We start from the raw sequence: 17,297 nt of genomic DNA, 5'->3' as shown, positions 1-17,297 counted from the left end.
TATATAACGGAGTCTGAGATGCTTTTGGCAGGTAGTATATTTTTACTGACGCTGATACTGGTGATCTGGCAGCCCAGAGGCCTGAGTATTGGATGGAGCGCGAGTATCGGGGCTGTGCTGGCGCTGGTAACCGGTGTCATCCATATCGCTGATATTCCCGTTGTCTGGAATATCATCTGGAACGCGACAGCGGCATTTATTGCGGTCATAATCATCAGCCTGCTGCTCGACGAGTGCGGCTTCTTCCAGTGGGCCGCACTGCACGTCTCACGCTGGGGTAACGGTCGTGGCCGCCTGTTGTTTACCTGGATAGTGTTGCTCGGTGCCGCTGTTGCTGCTTTGTTCGCTAATGACGGTGCCGCGCTGATCCTGACGCCAATTGTGATTGCGATGCTGCTTGCAATGGGATTCAGCAAGGGCACAACGCTGGCCTTTGTGATGGCCGCAGGATTTATAGCAGATACGGCCAGCCTGCCGCTCATTGTTTCTAACCTGGTGAATATCGTCTCGGCGGACTTTTTCGGTCTGAGCTTTACGGAGTATGCCTCGGTTATGATCCCCGTAGATGTGGCAGCGATTGCGGCCACGCTGGTCATGCTGCATCTCTTTTTCCGCAGGGACATTCCTGCGACGTATGACGTTTCGCTGCTGAAGAAGCCTGCCAGTGTGATAAAAGATCCGGCAACGTTCAGGGCGGGCTGGATTGTCCTGTTATTGCTGCTTGTGGGTTTCTTTGTTCTGGAGCCTCTGGGGATTCCGGTCAGTGCGATAGCGGCTGCTGGCGCAGCAGTGCTGTTTATAGTGGCGAAAAGAGGTCATGCCATCAACACGGGAAAAGTCCTGCGCGGTGCGCCATGGCAGATCGTTATTTTTTCGCTGGGCATGTACCTGGTTGTCTATGGCCTTCGCAACGCAGGGCTCACGGAGTATCTGTCTGGCGTGCTGAACCTGCTGGCAGAAAAGGGGTTATGGGCAGCAACGTTCGGCACCGGCTTCCTGACTGCGTTCCTTTCATCGGTGATGAACAATATGCCGACTGTGCTGATTGGCGCGCTGTCGATTGACGGGAGTACGGCGACTGGCGTCGTTAAAGAGGCAATGATTTATGCCAATGTGATTGGCTGCGATTTAGGCCCGAAAATCACCCCGATTGGCAGTCTGGCAACTCTACTCTGGCTGCATGTGCTTGCCCAGAAAAATATAACGATTACCTGGGGATATTACTTCCGCACCGGCATTATCATGACTCTGCCCGTGCTCTTTATCACTCTGGCGATGCTGGCGTGGCGACTATCTGTCACTTTGTAGTGAGAAACTGATATGAGCAACATTACTATCTATCACAACCCGGCCTGTGGCACCTCCCGCAACACACTGGAGATGATCCGTAACAGCGGCATCGAACCCACCATCGTTTATTATCTCGATACTCCACCGGCCCGTGATGAGCTTAAAAAACTCATTTCAGCTATGGGTATGCCGGTACGCGTATTGCTGCGCAAGAACGTAGAACCTTATGAACAGTTAGGGCTTGAAGAAGAAAAATTCTCTGATGAGCAGTTAATCGATTTGATGCTTCAGAATCCGATCCTGATCAACCGGCCGATAGTAGTGACCCCGCTTGGCACTCGTCTTTGCCGCCCTTCAGAAATAGTGCTGGATATTCTACCGGAAGGTCAGAAAGGAGCGTTTACCAAAGAGGATGGCGAGAAGGTCATTGACGAAACTGGGAAGCGGATTAATTAATCTGCCCACTTAAAAATTTCGGACGTCTGCTTTTCGCTCAAAGCTGTCCTACGCCCGCTTCGTGCCAGAAACAGACGGCAGCAGGATGATAAACCAGTAAAAACTTTTTACCTAATTAGCTATCAAACGCTGTTATCTGAACATTTTTAGGATCAACAATCTTACCGCCTGCGGTGACATAGGCGCTATACAGTACTTCTCCGCTTTCCTTATCCATTAAGGCGATATGCGGTGAATCGTGCAGTAAGTTTTTGTGACCCCACTCCATCATGGAGAAAAGAATTGGCGCAAGGCTGCGACTTTTGGCTGTGAGAACATATTCATACCGTTCACGTACCCCTTCTTCTTGATAGGGTATTCTGCAAAGTAGATCGAGTTCAGTCATTTTCTTTAATCGGTTTGCCAATGTCTGCTTCGTGATTTTTGTGTGAGCACGTATAGTTTCAAAGCGAGTGACCCCATAAAACACCTCCCTTAAAATCAACAAAACCCATTGATCTCCAAGTAGTTCTGCTGTCGCAGCAAGCCCGCAAAGCTCAGGTAACAAGTATGGTAATGATTTATCTTTTGACATGTATGCATTTGCCCCTTAACCTGAGTATGATTTTAATACCCAGCTATTTAAGGAGAATACAATGCCCTTCATAAAAGTGCAAACCATTAAAGGAATTATGAATTCGGAGCAAAAAAAAGAACTTCTACGTCGTATGACTGATCTTATTGTAGAAATTGAGGGGAAGGGCGATCCTGAATTCCAGCGGTCAGTATGGATTCTGATTGACGAGCAGGAACCGGAGCAGTGGAGTCTAGGGGGAATACAGCCCACATCTGAAATGATTGCTGCAAAATTTTCCTCAGCACAGCAGTCCTGATTTGTTTTTAGTAATGCACATTTAGTCCTGTGTAATCGGCGGACAGTATGAATGTCCGCTTTTCGCTCTAAGCGGACCTTCAGCTCAGTTAGCACGTCCGCTTCGTGCAGGAGCTGACGTCAGATCCGATTGATACAATCAGCGAAATGTCTTTTTGAAACAGATAGCCCTGTCCTACCTAAATATGCGCTGACCTGCCCCGGGTATCCCGCGTATTTTCAGGTGCGATCGATAAATAGGAGCCGGTGTGCCTCGCGGAACAATACGGCATTGTATTCTGGAAGTCTAAAGGCGCAGATGATACTGACATATCACAACGGAATAAAAACTACTGCGCGCATATCGAAGGTACCCGGTACGCCAGGACCGGGTATCATCCCGGGGCACAACCCTGTATCTAAAAGCATAACAGTCTTCGGGTCTGGCTTTACCTGAGCAGATACTGGCCGCGAACAATAAAGCACAGCGCTGACGCGTCCGGTACTGCCGGGCTTGTCCAACCCGGCTACAGGGCTACCGATTCTCAATATTATGCCTTTTGCATCCTCAACTGACGAGTGTCGCATCGGTTGGGGAACCGCTCTCACAAACGAATATCCGTCCATCCCCCAGAACTTTGGACGCAGATCTTACACAGTTTCTTTCAGTGCTGGTCAGCACTTGATTGAAACGACCTTTTGTACAATCAAAATCTTATAGACTTTGTTAGAATGCCTGTCTTGAGAACAGGGACGGGCGCATGACAACAGAATTTTTGTGCATGGAGTGGAGCAGATACTCATTCACCCACACGGCAAGTTTTGAGTCGAAAGGGCAAGAGTATGAATTAACTTTGCAAAAAGTATGTGAATTTAATCAGCAAGACTCTACTCTTTCGTTCCCGGCTAATTACCTATTCAGCAACAATGGGTGCTGGGAAATTTCGTTTGATTTGGTGGATAACATTACTAATCACAATGCGTTCGGCAGACCTGCTACAGGACTCGTGAATCCAGTGGCGGTAATGAGAACGGTTGAAAGAACAATTATTGACCACTATAATCAGTTCAAAGCTGGTATGTATATATTTCTGCCAGATAATCTGAAACTCGAAGCTGTGTACAGGCGCCTTCTTGAACGTAAATTAGGTAAGGGGTTTACCCTTGAAATGGGACTAGAACCAGACGGGAGGGGTTATGTCTTACGAACGCCGCGTTGCTACTGAGCGTACCCCGGCTATGCAGGCTGCGCTCGATAAACGAGCGGCTATGATGCTTCGGGCACATGAAGCCCGCACAGCAGGGAACGCTACGTCTGCATCTTACGAAGCCGATCAGGCAAGCAACAAGCTTGTGCAGGAAATGAATGCACTCGCAACGCATGCCATTCTTTCCCGACAGGAGAATAAAGAGCTCCATGCCCTGAATTTGGCTTCTTCTGACGTTAAGCGTGAAGAAAAACATGACGTGAAGACATCAAATCCTCATGTTGCTGCTTACGCAGCAATGCTTAACTCGAAGTGGAAGACAGACGCTTTCTGCTCATACTCATTGTCAAATTTGAATATGTCGACCGCTGCTCTACTTGCCAGCCATATGTTACGGGATGGCTATCCTAGCGAATACCTTAAATCCAGCCGTCAGTCAGTGATCGCTGATTACTACGACTCTTATTTAAAAAATTACTGTTTTGCATCACATCAAAACGATGAAGATAATGACGAGACGCCACACCCTCTATCAGCGTCAACATTCCCCCTGAGATACTTTCTTCAAACAAAGTCAGGTAGATAGGTCGCTTGTGCGACCTTCTTGAGTTCAAGGTTGTGTCAGTCGCTCAGTTTTACTCAAGTTAAATTAGGATTTTCCACGACATCACATACTGACATACCAGTTAGGTATGCTTAGAATTTAATCTCCAATGTCCAGCCTGTCCCGTGCTTTTCGCAGTTTTTCCTCACCGCGCCGGTCGTATTTCTGGGTAGTGTTGACACTGGCATGGCCCATTGCATCCTTAACCGTAATCAGGTCTTCCCCGTTATCCAGCAGCGCCGTGGCAAAGGTTCGCCGCAGATCATGCGGGGCACATCGGTTCAGGCCGGCCTCGCGCTGACGCACCTGCAGGATATGGTACACCGCCTGGTCGGTCAGCCTCTCCTCCGTGAGGCAGTCGTGCCGGCGGATGCGTGTGAACAAGGGGCCAGGTGCCTCGCCCCGTATCTGGTCCACCCACAGCTCCAGTCGCTGCCAGGCGCCGGCCGGGACATATGCCAGCCTTTCCTTGTTCCCCTTGCCCTGGACTTTCAGTGCATGCTCCCCGGCCAGGATATCCCCGTAACTCAGTGCCACAGCTTCAGAGCGACGCAGGCCGCATCCGAGAAGTACGCCCAGCAGCGCCGCATCCCGGACGCCTTTGCTGCTGCGGTCCGCCTCGCACACACCGAACAACTGACGGATTTCCTCCCGGCTAAGGGCACGACCCCGCGGCAGCGCGCTGCCGCGCACTGAACGCACGGCCCGGATGTGCTGGTAATCCTCGACGCTCATCAGCTTCAGCATCCAGGCCTCGAGCGCCACCCCGCGCAGGGCGGAGAGATAGGTGTTGATGGTGGCCACCGCCAGTCCTGTATCCCGCAGCATTTCGGTGAGGGCCAGCACATGGTGCCGGCGCAGCGCCGCCCAGCTGCAGTCAGTCAGATCCCGGGCACCGAGAATGCGGGCCACCGTGTTCAGGAACGAGGCCATTGTCTGCCGGCTGCGGAGTGAGTTCAGGGAAATGAGGTAGGCCCGGGCCGGATTGACGGGGGTGACAGTGTCACCCTTCAGGGCCGGTAACAGGTCGGCTTCAGCGCCGGGACGCACCGGAGCAGAGAGCGGTAGAAAGTTGTCTTCGTCAGGTAAGCTTGGCATCGTGCTCCGTAACCCCGTGAGTGAAAACTGGCGGCTGCCAGCGAAAAGCCACCGGTGCACAGCGTGAAATCTGGTACCAGATGGCCAGTCCAAGCGTATCAGCACATCTCTACTTTTTCAAAGGTACATTTTAATAAGTAGAGAATCAAACAAAATCCAAATCAAAACTGTGTAATTCATATCAAAAAAAATATTTAGAAACTACGTTAATGGACAGTTGTTAGAGTTAGCATTATCCTTATATTCAAAATCAAAGAAAGTCCCCCATAATCTTGGCAAAGCATTTTCTGGAGTATGAGATGATAACAACTGCTGCAGCATCAACAATAACAATATCCTTTCTTAGTGGTGTTTTTAAAAAAGCTGGTGAAACTTTCTTTGATAATGCTGTGCGCAAAGTTGGCAGCTCAGTCTTATCATCTAATATATTCAAACAAATTTCAAATGAGAAGAACAGTAAAAAATATATTGAAAATCTAGTTTCCTCAGTTTTCACATTTAGAACCATAACTAGTGGAGATAAAGATGTTTATTTAGATCAAATCTATTACCCCCTTCAGGTATCGAGTTATAAGTTCAAAAATATAAAAATTGATGATCACGAAAATTTAGAGAATGAAAAAAGAGTATGCTTAGTCGGTGTAGCTGGTCAAGGTAAGACAATGACACTAAAGAAAATGTTTCTCGAGGACCTGAATAAAAAACAATACTTTCCTATATTTATAAGCCTACGAAATATTGATTTTTCAAAAGAAGTGTATCTTCCTGAAATAATCGAAAAACATTTCAACAGTAATGGCATAGAGTGTACAAAGCAGGAGGTGTCTGACTTCGTAAAAAACACTTCAATTCGTATGTATTTTGATGGTTTTGATGAAGTTCCTGATTCTGACAGAAAAAATGTACTCATCTTGCTCAAAGAATGCGATTTGCAATGGAACTCGAGTGTAGTCTGTTCAACAAGGCCTGATACAGAGTTCTGTAAGTTTCCGGGCTATGTTACATATAATGTCGAGTTTCTTGAAAAACAAGACGTCCAAAATATAATTGACCGGAATATAAAAAACACCGATGTCAAACAGCAACTAAAAAAAATACTAGCTGATAAGGACTTCTTATATGATTCAATAGTTACACCGATACTTGTCGACATTTTTGTTGTTACCAGTTTTGGCTTGGGAAAAGATCCAGATAATATAGCATCTTATTACGATGCATTGTTCTCTTCATTGGCATATAAACATGATTATCATAAATTCTTTAGGAGAGAAAGAAAAAGTGAAATGAATGACGTACAACTCGAAGATTGCTTTACCTTTTTTTCATTTGTCACAAGTATGAACGGAAGAACTACTTTATCAGAAAATCATTGCCTAGAAATATTTAAGGATGCAATTGCATTTATAAGCAAAGAAAATCATAATGAATTTGATATTATGTCAGATATAATTAGCGTTACAAACCTTCTGGTAAAAGATGGATTCAACTCTTATTCTTTCATACATAAATCCATTCAAGATTATTATGCAGCGCGATTTGTTTCAAAAAGATCTGATGATGTGCAGAAAGAATTTTGGAATGATGGGAAGCATTTATACGATAAAAATTTCTGCTACATGAGTAAGTGTTTGTCTCCTAATAATTACTTTAATCAATATGTGAGTTATATCATATCTTATTCTGAAAAATTAACAATGCATGGTATTGTTAATTATTTTGATAAGTCTGAAGTTTTAAATCATCTTGCAAATACTATAGTAAGTTTCGAAACTAAGGATTTTGCTAATCCAAGATTAAAGACTATTGAGGTCGGCTTTCAAGTTACCCCAATCGATAGACTGCAAGAAGTATATAATAGAGTGGTTTTTGATAAGCAGTTTTTCCACCCCTATAGCTTCCTTTACAAATTTTGTATAGATAACAATGAGTTGATTAAAAACAAACTATCTGAAAGATCGTCTAAAAAATTTCTGAGTCGGTCAACAGTTTATTTCAGTGAGATAAGCTTCTCTAATTTACATATTATGTTCAGTGAGATGGAAGATCAAGTTAATGAATATGTTGTTATATTAAATGGTTATATTGACAACATATGGAACAATTATAACTCTTACAAAAGTCTTGGGCTTAACCAAGAAAATAATGCAAGAACCATCATTAATAGATTAATAAATAAACAATAACGTGCCCAAGAAATTAATTGAAGCGACAAGAATGTATATGAGTTTTTATAGTGAAATTGATCATCATGTTTTGCTAAAACTAGTACGTTTTTGAGTAGAAAACCGGAGAACAGTTAGGTAAAATCTAGCTGCTGTGAAAAGCCTGTGGTGAGACTTTTCACTTGATACACTCTGAATGTTGACTCTTCTCAACCCAGCTAACTGGCCTTATCTGAAGTCTTGTGGTGGGACTGATGATTAAGAGAGATGAGTTTTATTTATCCTTTCCGTCTGTACATGCGAGCGGACGTGAAGAACAAGGAATTCATGGATGGGCGTGTCCGAAAGACGCCCGGGAGCAGGTGACGGCAGTCTTACCGGAGCCTGAATGCAAAAACCCCCCGAAATCTGTTTAGCAACTTGGCGGAAGCAGCAGATATCAGGGGGTCCAAAAGCAGGCGCAGCGCCTGCGAAGGATTATAACGCATGCACCACATAAAACAACATACGGCCGCCATAAGAAAAGGCCGGCGTGAATGACAATTTAAAAGCACGCGACGACCGTCGCCACCGTGGTACCCATTCCACTGCCTGTAAATGCCTGGCACCACAGTATGTCCGCCCGGCACACTACAAAGCCCTCAGCAAAGAGCATGGCCGCGCCCTGCGCAACCTGATCGCCCGAAACAAAGCGACCGGGGAATGGGCTGTGCGCCGCCGGGTCTCTGCCGATCCTCTTTTCACCTTCCTGCGACCCCAGACCGGCCGCAAGCGGGCATTTTATCCTGAGCGCCGGAAACTGCTCGATGCGCTGTTCGTCCTTTTCATCAATAAGGTCGATCTGGCCACCGGCATCGTGACCATCAACATCACCAGGCTGGCGGAAGAACTGAGTCCAAAGGATGAACAGGGCAACGTTATTCCTGAGGAGGCGGTCACCGTCTGGCGTGTTTCACGCCTCATCACGGCTCTGGTGCCGTTCGGTGTCATCGAGGCACCGGAGTCTGAGTGGGATATCGTCAATAGCTGCCGTTTCCCGAAACACATTATTATCACCGACGCCGGCTGGCGCCTGACCGGTGTGGATATGGACAAACTCCGGGCCGAACAGGATGCACGCCTTGCCGCCATTCGGGACGGGCAGTTGGCACCAGGCGAAACCCTGAGCCTGAAAGTCGCACGCCGTCGCTGGTACGAACGCTGCCGGCACCAGACCATCCTGTCGCGCAGAACGCGCGCCCTCGAGGGCAAGCAACGCAAAAAACTCGCGGCGCTGCCCTTTGACGAGCGTAAGCGGCAGGTGTCCGAGGACCTGATGCGCAGCATGAAAGGCCAGACCGTCCACATGACGCATCAGCAGTTCGAGAAACTGGTCTGGTCGCAGCTGTATCAGCTGGAGCTGGTCAGCCTGGAGCCGCCGGGAACATCGCCCCCTCACTAGCCCCCTTTTTTAAACCTCCGCTTTGCTGCGGAGGCTTCCGCACGTCTGTCACAAATATCCGGTTAAATATTACGCAACACTCAGTCCTTTCCCATTGCCGGCATGCCCCGAAAGGGCGAGTTATGGCCATCACTTTCTTTTATCCACAGATTTTCGCAAACAGGATAAAGCCCTTTCCTGCAACCCTTGTCAGGATACGCGCAATATATTCAGGACTTCGTCCTTACTTATATTCATAAAAGATGCACCTTATTCACTGGATAAAAACGGTGGATAACGGGGAAAAGTCAAAGAGGCCTTCGCCTGCAGCAGCCTCACGGTTGCGCCGCTCAGAAATGAGCTTCCCCCCACCGCAGGCGGCGGGTCCCGTCAGCGCCAGAACCCGGCCACAATGCGTCCATTCAGCCCCTGAAAAGCCGCGCCGCCCCGGGCCGGAGCCCCGGAACAGTGCCGCTTTTAAAGGGGATGATGTAACTAAGGTTCTGAGTTGCTGCAGGTAGTGTTGCGGTAAGTGTGGAGTGACACGCTCGTAAGCGCCCTCACGGGACGCTAACGCGGAGATACGCCCCGTCTTGGGCAAAGCCTCGACGTGACCACTCCGACCGCGCACAGGACGTTCTGTATCGCTTTTAGCGGGTTATGGCTTAGCAGGGATGAGGGGGTTGATAGCCACAGGCTATTACGTTGCCGGCTTCGCCGGGCACTCCGGCGGACGCAGGTACGGAGTCATCTCCAGCCTGATTTCCGCCGGCATGTGCCGCAAGCGGCACATTCCAGGTCGCGCTGCGCACTGCTCGCGCTCCGGTTACAAAAATTAAATTAACATTTACCGGCGGCTTTAAGTAAGGCATTACACTGAGAGCCAGCCGGTAAACCAGAACCGTCTGTAGGAGAGCACAATGCATCGCTACTTATACCAGCAGAGGTATAATAGCACTGGTATACTTTACCCTTTGTAGTTGCATTGAATTTAACTGAGTCTATATCGGCTTTCCGGTTACTTATCGTTATTTTATCTGAAGTTGTGCCCAGAGCAAATGCAGCTTTTTCCTTGAGGCTTTCATCACCCCGAACAGCATTATCAACCATTCCGCAGCCAGATAGCCCAAGAGAAATAAGTAGAGTGCTTAAAATAGTTATGTTTTTCATTTAATACAGTTCCATATCAGGTGAAAGGTATACTCATTTTTTCATTACTGTGGCAGATGCAGTAATGAAAACAATATAATTAAATAATTTTATCATTAAAAGCAACCGGATACCGGCTTCCGGTAAGTTTCGTGGGTGAGGCCAGCTAAAGTAGCAAGGTCAAAAAAGCTCCTTAACGTACAATAATTTTCGATATCCAAACCGCCCCCTGTTACGTTGCCGGCCTCGCCGAGCGCTCCGGAGGAATGAGCAAAGGTATTATCTTTAGCGTGATTTCCGCCTGAAAGTGCCTGTCACTTATAGAGCCATTTCCCGGATCTGACTGAAGAGACCAGCATGTCGATGGTTAAAGGGATTTCCTGTCCGCGCCGGCGGGGATAATAAACACTGAGATCGACATCATCAGGATTCAGGCCGAATTCACTGAACAGCGTCACCAGTAGCTCGGCGGTGTCTTCCGGATCCATTTTCAGTGTTATGTTGAGAGAGGTTTCGCCAGTAAGCTCAGGTGCCCGGCGTGTCAGCCAGCTCCGCCCGCACCAGGGTTTTATTAATTCATAAATCCGCTGCTCGGTGGTATCTAACATAACTTGTCATCCCCGCGCGCTATCGCGTTATAAACCGTAATGGTGTTAAACATAATCTCTGACACATCCCTGGCCAGAATTATCCAGCCAACAACAGGAATGGCGCGTCCGACAAAGGTACCTATTTTACGGGTCATGTGCAGTCTGAGCGTGAACGGGGGGAGACCGACAAGGGTGGGCAGTTTTATACCTAGCGGGAATTTCCTGTTTCCAAACACTTTACGGGCGGCTTTCGAGGCCCGGGAGGTCCCTTCAAGCGCGTCAGCCGGTTTTGTTCGCGTGGTAATGTTGCGCCTTCCACTGAGCACAGCCACTATCGCCCCGAAGTCATCTACTTCCAGCTGCTCGGCGAACTGCTCACAAAAAATCATGAATAAAAGCCCACTGGCCGTCAGGTTTGATCTGCCCGCGTAAAAATACGTCCCATTTAACTCTTCAGTGGTGTCCATAAAGTGCGTCCATGAATGAATACGTTGTACGGTGTGCATTCAGTACACATTCATCATATCCCTGCGATTAAGGTCACCACATAACTTACAGATATTTTCAGATTTTTCCCTGCGAGCTAACATTCTCTATAACCAAACGACCCCATATTGATTTGGATTGTTTCTGGTTTGAGTACGACCGTCCAATCAGCTTAGGCGATGCCCTAGAGTACCTTGCCATCTATGGCCGCTTGAATGAGGGCTGCCAATATTTCGGCCCGAATTTTTTCGAGCTGGAGTCATAGCCAGTAGCTTTATCGGCTACTTAGTGTGCTAAATCAGTATGCGGTATTTGCTTAATTCTTTTACGGTTTGCGCCATACCTTGCTTTAGCAGGGCTTCTAGATAATCATCAACCGACACGGGCGGTTTCCGTAAACTACTGCGCTGCGTAGTTACGGCCGAAAGCACAAGTGCACTATTTAAATCGAATAAATCCATAACAAAATCGTCGGGATGCAACGCTTCGATACCAAAGGCATCAAGAGCAGGTGCCGGAAAATCTCTAAGATTCAACGTCACAATGATTTCAGCATTGCTACGGACAGCTGCTGCGGCAACATGCCGATCATCTACATCAGGTAAATCAATGCTATTAATCAGAGGCTCAAAGCCGGTGACCATCGCATCAGGAAAGGCTTTATTCATTAACGTGGCAGTGCGTTTAATTTGATCTTCAATTAGATCCGTTCTGTTTGCTAAAAGGTTACGTTGCCACTCATTTTCGATACTGGCTGACCATTTTGGTTGGTACAACCCGGTCAGCCCCAATCGAATCAGTAAATCCCGTAGAAATGACGGGTACAGTACGCAAGCATCTAAAAGTACGGGATAAGGCGTGTGGTTCATTAGTAAAGTCCAAGCTCTTGGCTTAGATCTGCCAACTCCTGCATAGCTTTATTGCTATCGCTATCTCGCTGACCTTTGTACTTCATCAAATCGGCGAAAAGCACGCGGCGATGGCGACCTGTTTTATGAAAAGGAAGCTTCCCATCTTCGAGCAGTTTCACCATATGAGGGCGTGAAACATTTAGAATATTGGCGGCTTCCTGCGTGGTCAATTCAGCATGCACAGGAACGACTTGCACCGCGTTACCAAGTGCTAGTTCACCCAAAATCGACATAAGCAATGTCAGTGAAGACGTCGGTAATTCGATTTGATGAGTTACGTTATCTGCATCCTGAATCGAAATTTTCTGTGTTTCCATTTTTGTGGAGAGGTAGACGGCAAGCTCCCTTTGTCCACGTACAGCTGCCTCAATCTCCCCTTTAGCCGGAAGGCTAAGGCTATCAAGAATTGAGTTTGTCATTGTTTAGTATTCCAATTGATTAGGTTTAGGTTTTACAGTTTCGGTTTACGGTACTGCTTTACGGTTTCAGTTCTACGGTTTGACTTTACGGTTTAGGTTCTACTGTTCGGCTTTACGGTTTCGGTTTTGATATGGCGACAACTGTTACAACTAAGGTATACGAAATAAACGAAAAACGCAACAAACGAAACAAACGAAAAGCCAGGTAAATCCTGCTGACTGCAAAGTTGTAGGTTGTTGGGTGGAGAGAAGATTGGATTTGGTTTTCGGGAGCAACGGAACAGTAAACGCTGTTAAGCGGTCATTTTAAATAGCCAAAAATTAACCAGCCAATTTACATCGCACATTGCCATTTTTGGCCACCTCTTTTAGGGGGCAGTTTGGTTATAAAGAATTATTTTACGTACGACTGTTTTTTGAACAGAATAACCTAAATGCGATACCGCAAGAGTGGCAACTTAAAAGCGATAGCCGCCGACGCAAAATCAATCCGTTACGCATCTCGATTGGTTAAATAATGCGCTTGACGTACTAAATTTTCCAATCTCCAAACTGATCTCTGACAGCCTGCTCCAGCTCTTCGCTGGTAGGCTTATGATGCGTTCCAGCACGGTGTCTTGTGTCTGCGTTTCCCCGTTACTGCTGTACTCATACTTTATTTTGTAGGTTGTCATCCAGGCTAACTCCCGCTTTTAAAATATGCCTGTCGTTCCGTTGATAACGGCTCTTCCGGACATGCAGTCCCGCGTCTAGAGCAAGCATAGCCGGGTTATCAGCACAAGAATAAAGAGATGACCGGCATAAGCCATGTAGAAGAACATCGCGGGCATGAATCGCCGTTCGTGGCCGTCTTTCAGTGTGCGGACCAGACCGACAGCGGCGGCCGGCAGAAAACACGTGGGCAGGATGGACAGCACCATCACCACTGCCGGTGCCTGTGTGACATGCTGACTGTTGATTGCCAGAAGCGCAATAATAGCCATCAGGGCTGCTACTCCGGACATTCGTCCCGGTGGTGAATGCAGAAACGTTACCAGCGAGAGAGCCAGAACGAGCCCGGACAGACCGTAACTGGCGAAGGACAGCGGCCAGACCATCAGACTGAGCAACACCAGACCGGCAATTAGACCGCGCATCCGGAAGCGGTGAGTCCACGCCAGCAGCTGCGTCGCGCCGGCGAACACGAACAGAATGTTGAGGGCATACCACGGGTCGTGGTCGGCAAAGGCGAGGGAAAAGAACGGCTGCGTGACAATTGCCCACAGCCACATCCTGTTTGACCGCGTCTGGAGCCGGTGCGGATTGTGAAACACGTTGCGCGCCCAGATGAGCACGAACAGGGGGAAGGCCGTGCGTCCCAGCGCGTAAAGTTCCGGCTGCAGGTGTGGCAGCAGCAGTGTGTTTGTGTGATCGACCAGCATGGCCAGCAGGGCGAGCACTTTCAGCCAGTCGGCCGCTGCGGGGCTTAAATTCAGTCCGGCCCTGACCTGTTCCGGTAATGCCTGTATTCTCGCACTCAGTGTGTGCATGGTATTTATCCCGTGATGAATCAGGCCGGCACGAACAGATAATATAATCCTGTGCCCACTGCCAGAATGCTTTGCCTTTATAAGACGGAACAGCTGCCCCGGATTTCTCCAGTATTTTACGGGCAACGGATTCTGGCTTATCCCGCATTATTAACATGGCCTTCATTTTATCTTTATTATCAACTGCCGCTCTCAGTAACCAGAAACTATTCATAATGCACTATATAGAAAATTAATAATAATTGTTTTCGGCATTTAAATTAAAAACTTTATTATTAATTACTACGTATACAGGGGTTGCGACAAATCAGGTAATATTCTTAACAACTTAAGTGTCGGGCTGCGAATAATTTTTAGTTCATCTGGGTTAATAAGTTTTCGTGCGTTCGTACTGACACTAAAATATTACACTACCGGATCGTTCACAGGTGAAATTAGTGCGCTACCTTGGTTATGTGGATTACCAATACCCGCTGCTCACGTATGAGCTGCTGCTCCTCGCAGATGAGGGCATTGAGGGTATCAATAAGGGACTCCATCTTTGCTTCTGTCAGTTTGATGCTTATTATCTTCTCTGCCCTGTAAAGGGTCGCAATGTGCCGGAGTGAGGCACCGGCGTCACAACGTAAAATTGACCGGAAACGGCGGGTTAACGGCTCCAGTCTTCAGGCTCGAGTCCGGGGACGCGGGCAAATTCCCGGGAGTTGTTGGTGACCAGAATGGCGCCGGCCGCGATGGCGTGCCCTGCAATCGCCGTGTCATTCGGCCCTATAGGTGTCCCGGCTGCGGCCAGTGCGACCTTAATTTCAGTCGTGGCATCCACTGCTGCACGATCCCAGGCGAGAACGCATCGACCATCGGCTTATTTCCTTATCAGGTTATATGTTTCGCGCTGGTGTTTCTGTGTGTAAATAAACTACAGAAAATTAGCAGGGAATCTCGGATCTGTTCAGCCTTTAAACCCGCGATAAACGTGTTCGGGCAGTCTCGGGAGGAAGTTAATTAAGCTGATAAATCTAATCTTCAGTAGTGCTTATCATTCTGCAACCATTGTAAGTCAGGATGTTTCACTGGGTATGTGGCGAGAAGGGAGGCAGGCGCTCATATTCGCCCGGCAGTATTTGTGGCAGTAATTTCTCATGATAATTTACCTTATAGGATAAATCTTAAACACAATCTAACAAAACGTTTCTGGGTGAACTATGCGCTGTGCCAGCTTTTTCAGGCGGACAACTGTCGGCCTGACCACCGCTTTTGTCATATTTTGTTCTGTGCCAGTCGCCTTCGCGCTGTCAAACGGCTGCGCCGCGGTAAATGCCCTCTCGGGCTCCTCCATCCTTGACTTCAGCACAAACCGCTACCCGGCTTCTGACTTTGCGACCGGTGATGCCCTGACGCTGAGCTTTACCGACAGCGGTGGGGCATACGGTGGAAGCGCGGCGATGGCTGACAGCGTCAGCATTGCGCGTTACAACCTCAGCAGTTTCCAGACCTACAATGCCGCCAGCTCTCCCAGTAGCTCGCCTCACACCGAGACTATCACCGTGCCCTCAGGCAGCCTTGAGGCAAACGGCGTCGCCCTACGCGCCAAGACGTCGAACGGTCAGATAAGCAATCTGGTGTTCAGCTGCACCAGCGCCTCCGTCATCTCCGCCGACGCCACGCTTTCCGATCTGAAGCTTTCGTCAGGCACGTTGTCACCATCCTTCAGCGTCGCAACCAGCAGTTACAGCGCCTCGGTCGCCAGCAGCGTGTCATCCGTCACTGTCACCCCCGTTGTTACCGAGAGCCACGCCACCGTGACAGTAGACGGCACCGCCGTCGCATCCGGCTCGGCGTCCCAGTCCGTCAGCCTGACATCCGGCAGCACAACCAGGCATTTCCGTCGTCGTCACGGCGCAGGACGGTACGACCCGGGGCGTATACGCTCAGCGTCACTCGCGCGGAAGCCGCCCCGGTTTCGTCAGGCAGCCGCCGCTACCGTAGCCGCTGACAGCACGAACAACGTCATACGCTCTCCCTGAGCGGCGGAACGGCGAGCTCAGTGACGCTGGTCTCCTCACCGGCGCACGGGCAGCGCGACGGTCAGCGGGACTCGGTGATTTACACGCCCGGAGCCGGCTATTCAGGCAGCGACAGCTTTATCTGGAATGCGTCTAACAGCGGCGGCACCTCTTCCGATGCCACCGTATCTCTGACGGTTACCCCTCCGGTACTAAAGGTGACGCCGGCATCAGGCGCGCTGACCGCTGCCATTGTGGGGAACGCGTGGTCACAGAATCTGACGGTTTCCGGCGGCACCTCTCCCTGGACCTGGTCCGCCACCGCACTGCCCGCCGGGATCACGCTCGACGCATCGGTCGGCACGCTGTCCGGAACGCCCTCTGCCGCAGGCAGCTACAGCCTCCAGGTCACCGCAACGGATGCGAACGGTGCGACCGGCAGCGCCAGCTATACGCTGGTCGTCAGCGCCGCCTCACCGGTGGCCAGCGACAGCACGGCAACCGTGGCCGCCAACAGCAGCAGCAATCCGGTCACGCTCAGTCTCTCCGGCGGAACGGCCAGCTCGCTCAGCATTGTGAGCCCGCCGGCTCACGGCAGCCTGGCCGTTTCGGGTCTGACGGTGTCCTATACGCCTGCCACAGGGTATGCGGGCAGCGACGGCTTTACCTATACTGCCTCCAACAGCAGCGGCACTTCCGCCAGCGCCCGCGTGTCGCTGACCGTGACGCCGGTGCTGCTGACGTTGTCACCGGCAGCGGCGCTCTGCCTCCGGCCACGTCGGGCAGCAGCTGGAGCCAGACGCTGACGGCTTCGGGCGGCAGCACACCCTATACTTTCAGCGCCACCACCCTGCCCGCCGGCGTCATGCTGAACGCGGGCAACGGGGGCGCTGGCCGGAACGCCGACCGCGTCCGGTACTTACCGCTTCCAGGTTACTGCCACTGACAGCCTGGGCAACAGCGGCACGGCCAGCTACTCGCTGGCGGTCAGTGCCGCCGTATCCGCGGCCCTGCAGCTTCAGCCCGCGGGCGGCCTGCCAGAGGGGAAAAGCCGGGCAGGCATACTCTCAGGCTCTCAGTGTCACGGGCGGCACCGCTCCCTATCGCTGGCAGCTGAGCGGC

At 49.6% G+C, this 17,297-nt stretch carries 17 protein-coding genes and 1 pseudogene; 9 read left to right on the top strand and 9 right to left on the bottom strand.

The window, feature by feature from the left end:
- Positions 1–18: 18 nt before the first annotated feature.
- A complete protein-coding gene (locus tag BWI95_RS22090; protein WP_038886222.1) occupies positions 19–1,308 on the top strand; it encodes an arsenic transporter in 1,290 nt (429 codons plus the stop codon).
- Between the two features lie 12 nt (positions 1,309–1,320).
- Positions 1,321–1,746 (top strand): glutaredoxin-dependent arsenate reductase, encoded by a 426-nt coding sequence (gene arsC, locus BWI95_RS22085; RefSeq protein ID WP_076770364.1) that lies wholly within the window; start codon positions 1,321–1,323, stop codon positions 1,744–1,746.
- 115 nt (positions 1,747–1,861) lie between these two features.
- Here arsC and BWI95_RS22080 read toward each other — a convergent pair whose 3' ends face one another.
- Positions 1,862–2,320, bottom strand: coding sequence for a winged helix-turn-helix transcriptional regulator (locus BWI95_RS22080; RefSeq protein WP_054804307.1), 459 nt, complete (start codon positions 2,318–2,320; stop codon positions 1,862–1,864).
- Between the two features lie 61 nt (positions 2,321–2,381).
- On the opposite strand from BWI95_RS22080, the gene BWI95_RS22075 reads away from it, so the two are divergent.
- The 3 genes from BWI95_RS22075 (at position 2,382) to BWI95_RS22065 (ending at position 4,390) form a co-directional block, all read left to right on the top strand.
- The gene (locus BWI95_RS22075; protein ID WP_054804306.1) at positions 2,382–2,618 is read left to right on the top strand and encodes a tautomerase family protein; all 237 of its coding nucleotides are present in this window, start codon (positions 2,382–2,384) and stop codon (positions 2,616–2,618) included.
- 739 nt (positions 2,619–3,357) lie between these two features.
- Positions 3,358–3,822, top strand: coding sequence for a hypothetical protein (locus BWI95_RS22070; protein ID WP_042716052.1), 465 nt, complete (start codon positions 3,358–3,360; stop codon positions 3,820–3,822).
- A complete protein-coding gene (locus BWI95_RS22065; protein WP_042716050.1) occupies positions 3,794–4,390 on the top strand; it encodes a hypothetical protein in 597 nt (198 codons plus the stop codon). The genes BWI95_RS22070 and BWI95_RS22065 overlap by 29 nt, the downstream gene beginning before the upstream one ends.
- A 117-nt stretch (positions 4,391–4,507) precedes the next feature.
- On the opposite strand, the gene BWI95_RS22060 is transcribed toward BWI95_RS22065, so the two are convergent.
- Entirely contained in the window at positions 4,508–5,506 is a 999-nt protein-coding gene (locus tag BWI95_RS22060; RefSeq protein WP_076770362.1) for a tyrosine-type recombinase/integrase, read from the bottom strand.
- A 299-nt stretch (positions 5,507–5,805) separates the two neighbouring features.
- Between BWI95_RS22060 and BWI95_RS22055 the strand changes: the two genes are divergently transcribed.
- Both BWI95_RS22055 and repA read left to right on the top strand, forming a co-directional pair.
- Complete coding sequence (locus tag BWI95_RS22055; RefSeq protein ID WP_076770361.1) at positions 5,806–7,689, top strand: NACHT domain-containing protein; 1,884 nt, start codon at positions 5,806–5,808, stop codon at positions 7,687–7,689.
- A gap of 511 nt (positions 7,690–8,200) precedes the next feature.
- Entirely contained in the window at positions 8,201–9,109 is a 909-nt protein-coding gene (repA, locus tag BWI95_RS22050) for a plasmid replication initiator RepA (RefSeq protein ID WP_076770360.1), read from the top strand.
- A gap of 819 nt (positions 9,110–9,928) precedes the next feature.
- Here repA and BWI95_RS23465 read toward each other — a convergent pair.
- The 7 genes and pseudogenes from BWI95_RS23465 to BWI95_RS22015 form a co-directional block, all read right to left on the bottom strand.
- Entirely contained in the window at positions 9,929–10,258 is a 330-nt protein-coding gene (locus BWI95_RS23465; RefSeq protein WP_076770359.1) for a hypothetical protein, read from the bottom strand.
- Positions 10,259–10,551: 293 nt separating this feature from the next.
- Positions 10,552–10,845: a DUF1493 family protein gene (locus BWI95_RS22040; protein WP_076770358.1), complete on the bottom strand. Its 294-nt coding sequence runs from the start codon at positions 10,843–10,845 to the stop codon at positions 10,552–10,554.
- Positions 10,839–11,294 (bottom strand): STM2901 family protein, encoded by a 456-nt coding sequence (locus BWI95_RS22035; protein ID WP_076770357.1) that lies wholly within the window; start codon positions 11,292–11,294, stop codon positions 10,839–10,841. The genes BWI95_RS22040 and BWI95_RS22035 overlap by 7 nt, the downstream gene beginning before the upstream one ends.
- A 312-nt stretch (positions 11,295–11,606) precedes the next feature.
- The gene (locus BWI95_RS22030) at positions 11,607–12,182 is read right to left on the bottom strand and encodes a PIN domain-containing protein (RefSeq protein WP_054804302.1); all 576 of its coding nucleotides are present in this window, start codon (positions 12,180–12,182) and stop codon (positions 11,607–11,609) included.
- Positions 12,182–12,643: a helix-turn-helix domain-containing protein gene (locus BWI95_RS22025; protein WP_054804301.1), complete on the bottom strand. Its 462-nt coding sequence runs from the start codon at positions 12,641–12,643 to the stop codon at positions 12,182–12,184. Before BWI95_RS22025 ends, BWI95_RS22030 begins: the two co-directional genes overlap by 1 nt.
- A gap of 749 nt (positions 12,644–13,392) precedes the next feature.
- Complete coding sequence (locus tag BWI95_RS22020; RefSeq protein WP_076770356.1) at positions 13,393–14,172, bottom strand: TraX family protein; 780 nt, start codon at positions 14,170–14,172, stop codon at positions 13,393–13,395.
- Between the two features lie 649 nt (positions 14,173–14,821).
- Positions 14,822–15,019 (bottom strand): annotated as a pseudogene (locus BWI95_RS22015) (PIN domain-containing protein); the annotation flags it as partial.
- Positions 15,020–15,374: 355 nt separating this feature from the next.
- Between BWI95_RS22015 and BWI95_RS24090 the strand changes: the two are divergent.
- Both BWI95_RS24090 and BWI95_RS22005 read left to right on the top strand, forming a co-directional pair.
- Positions 15,375–16,196: a cadherin-like beta sandwich domain-containing protein gene (locus BWI95_RS24090; RefSeq protein WP_076770355.1), complete on the top strand. Its 822-nt coding sequence runs from the start codon at positions 15,375–15,377 to the stop codon at positions 16,194–16,196.
- Positions 16,197–16,216: 20 nt separating this feature from the next.
- Entirely contained in the window at positions 16,217–16,981 is a 765-nt protein-coding gene (locus tag BWI95_RS22005) for an Ig-like domain-containing protein (RefSeq protein ID WP_076770354.1), read from the top strand.
- Positions 16,982–17,297: the final 316 nt, after the last annotated feature.

This window comes from Kosakonia cowanii JCM 10956 = DSM 18146 (assembly GCF_001975225.1).
Taxonomy (GTDB): domain Bacteria; phylum Pseudomonadota; class Gammaproteobacteria; order Enterobacterales; family Enterobacteriaceae; genus Kosakonia; species Kosakonia cowanii.
This window is presented reverse-complemented; position numbering and strand designations above follow the sequence as displayed.

Bases quoted from the DNA above. Each gene is read 5' to 3' on its own strand.
- BWI95_RS22040 (WP_076770358.1), bottom strand. From the start codon at position 10,845: ATGTTAGATACCACCGAGCAGCGGATTTATGAATTAATAAAACCCTGG.
- arsC (WP_076770364.1), top strand. From the start codon at position 1,321: ATGAGCAACATTACTATCTATCACAACCCGGCCTGTGGCACCTCCCGC.
- BWI95_RS22080 (WP_054804307.1), bottom strand. From the start codon at position 2,320: ATGTCAAAAGATAAATCATTACCATACTTGTTACCTGAGCTTTGCGGG.
- BWI95_RS22030 (WP_054804302.1), bottom strand. From the start codon at position 12,182: ATGAACCACACGCCTTATCCCGTACTTTTAGATGCTTGCGTACTGTAC.
- BWI95_RS22025 (WP_054804301.1), bottom strand. From the start codon at position 12,643: ATGACAAACTCAATTCTTGATAGCCTTAGCCTTCCGGCTAAAGGGGAG.
- BWI95_RS22035 (WP_076770357.1), bottom strand. From the start codon at position 11,294: ATGGACACCACTGAAGAGTTAAATGGGACGTATTTTTACGCGGGCAGA.
- BWI95_RS23465 (WP_076770359.1), bottom strand. From the start codon at position 10,258: ATGAAAAACATAACTATTTTAAGCACTCTACTTATTTCTCTTGGGCTA.
- BWI95_RS22020 (WP_076770356.1), bottom strand. From the start codon at position 14,172: ATGCACACACTGAGTGCGAGAATACAGGCATTACCGGAACAGGTCAGG.
- BWI95_RS24090 (WP_076770355.1), top strand. From the start codon at position 15,375: ATGCGCTGTGCCAGCTTTTTCAGGCGGACAACTGTCGGCCTGACCACC.
- BWI95_RS22065 (WP_042716050.1), top strand. From the start codon at position 3,794: ATGTCTTACGAACGCCGCGTTGCTACTGAGCGTACCCCGGCTATGCAG.
- BWI95_RS22075 (WP_054804306.1), top strand. From the start codon at position 2,382: ATGCCCTTCATAAAAGTGCAAACCATTAAAGGAATTATGAATTCGGAG.
- BWI95_RS22055 (WP_076770361.1), top strand. From the start codon at position 5,806: ATGATAACAACTGCTGCAGCATCAACAATAACAATATCCTTTCTTAGT.
- BWI95_RS22060 (WP_076770362.1), bottom strand. From the start codon at position 5,506: ATGCCAAGCTTACCTGACGAAGACAACTTTCTACCGCTCTCTGCTCCG.
- BWI95_RS22090 (WP_038886222.1), top strand. From the start codon at position 19: ATGCTTTTGGCAGGTAGTATATTTTTACTGACGCTGATACTGGTGATC.
- BWI95_RS22070 (WP_042716052.1), top strand. From the start codon at position 3,358: ATGACAACAGAATTTTTGTGCATGGAGTGGAGCAGATACTCATTCACC.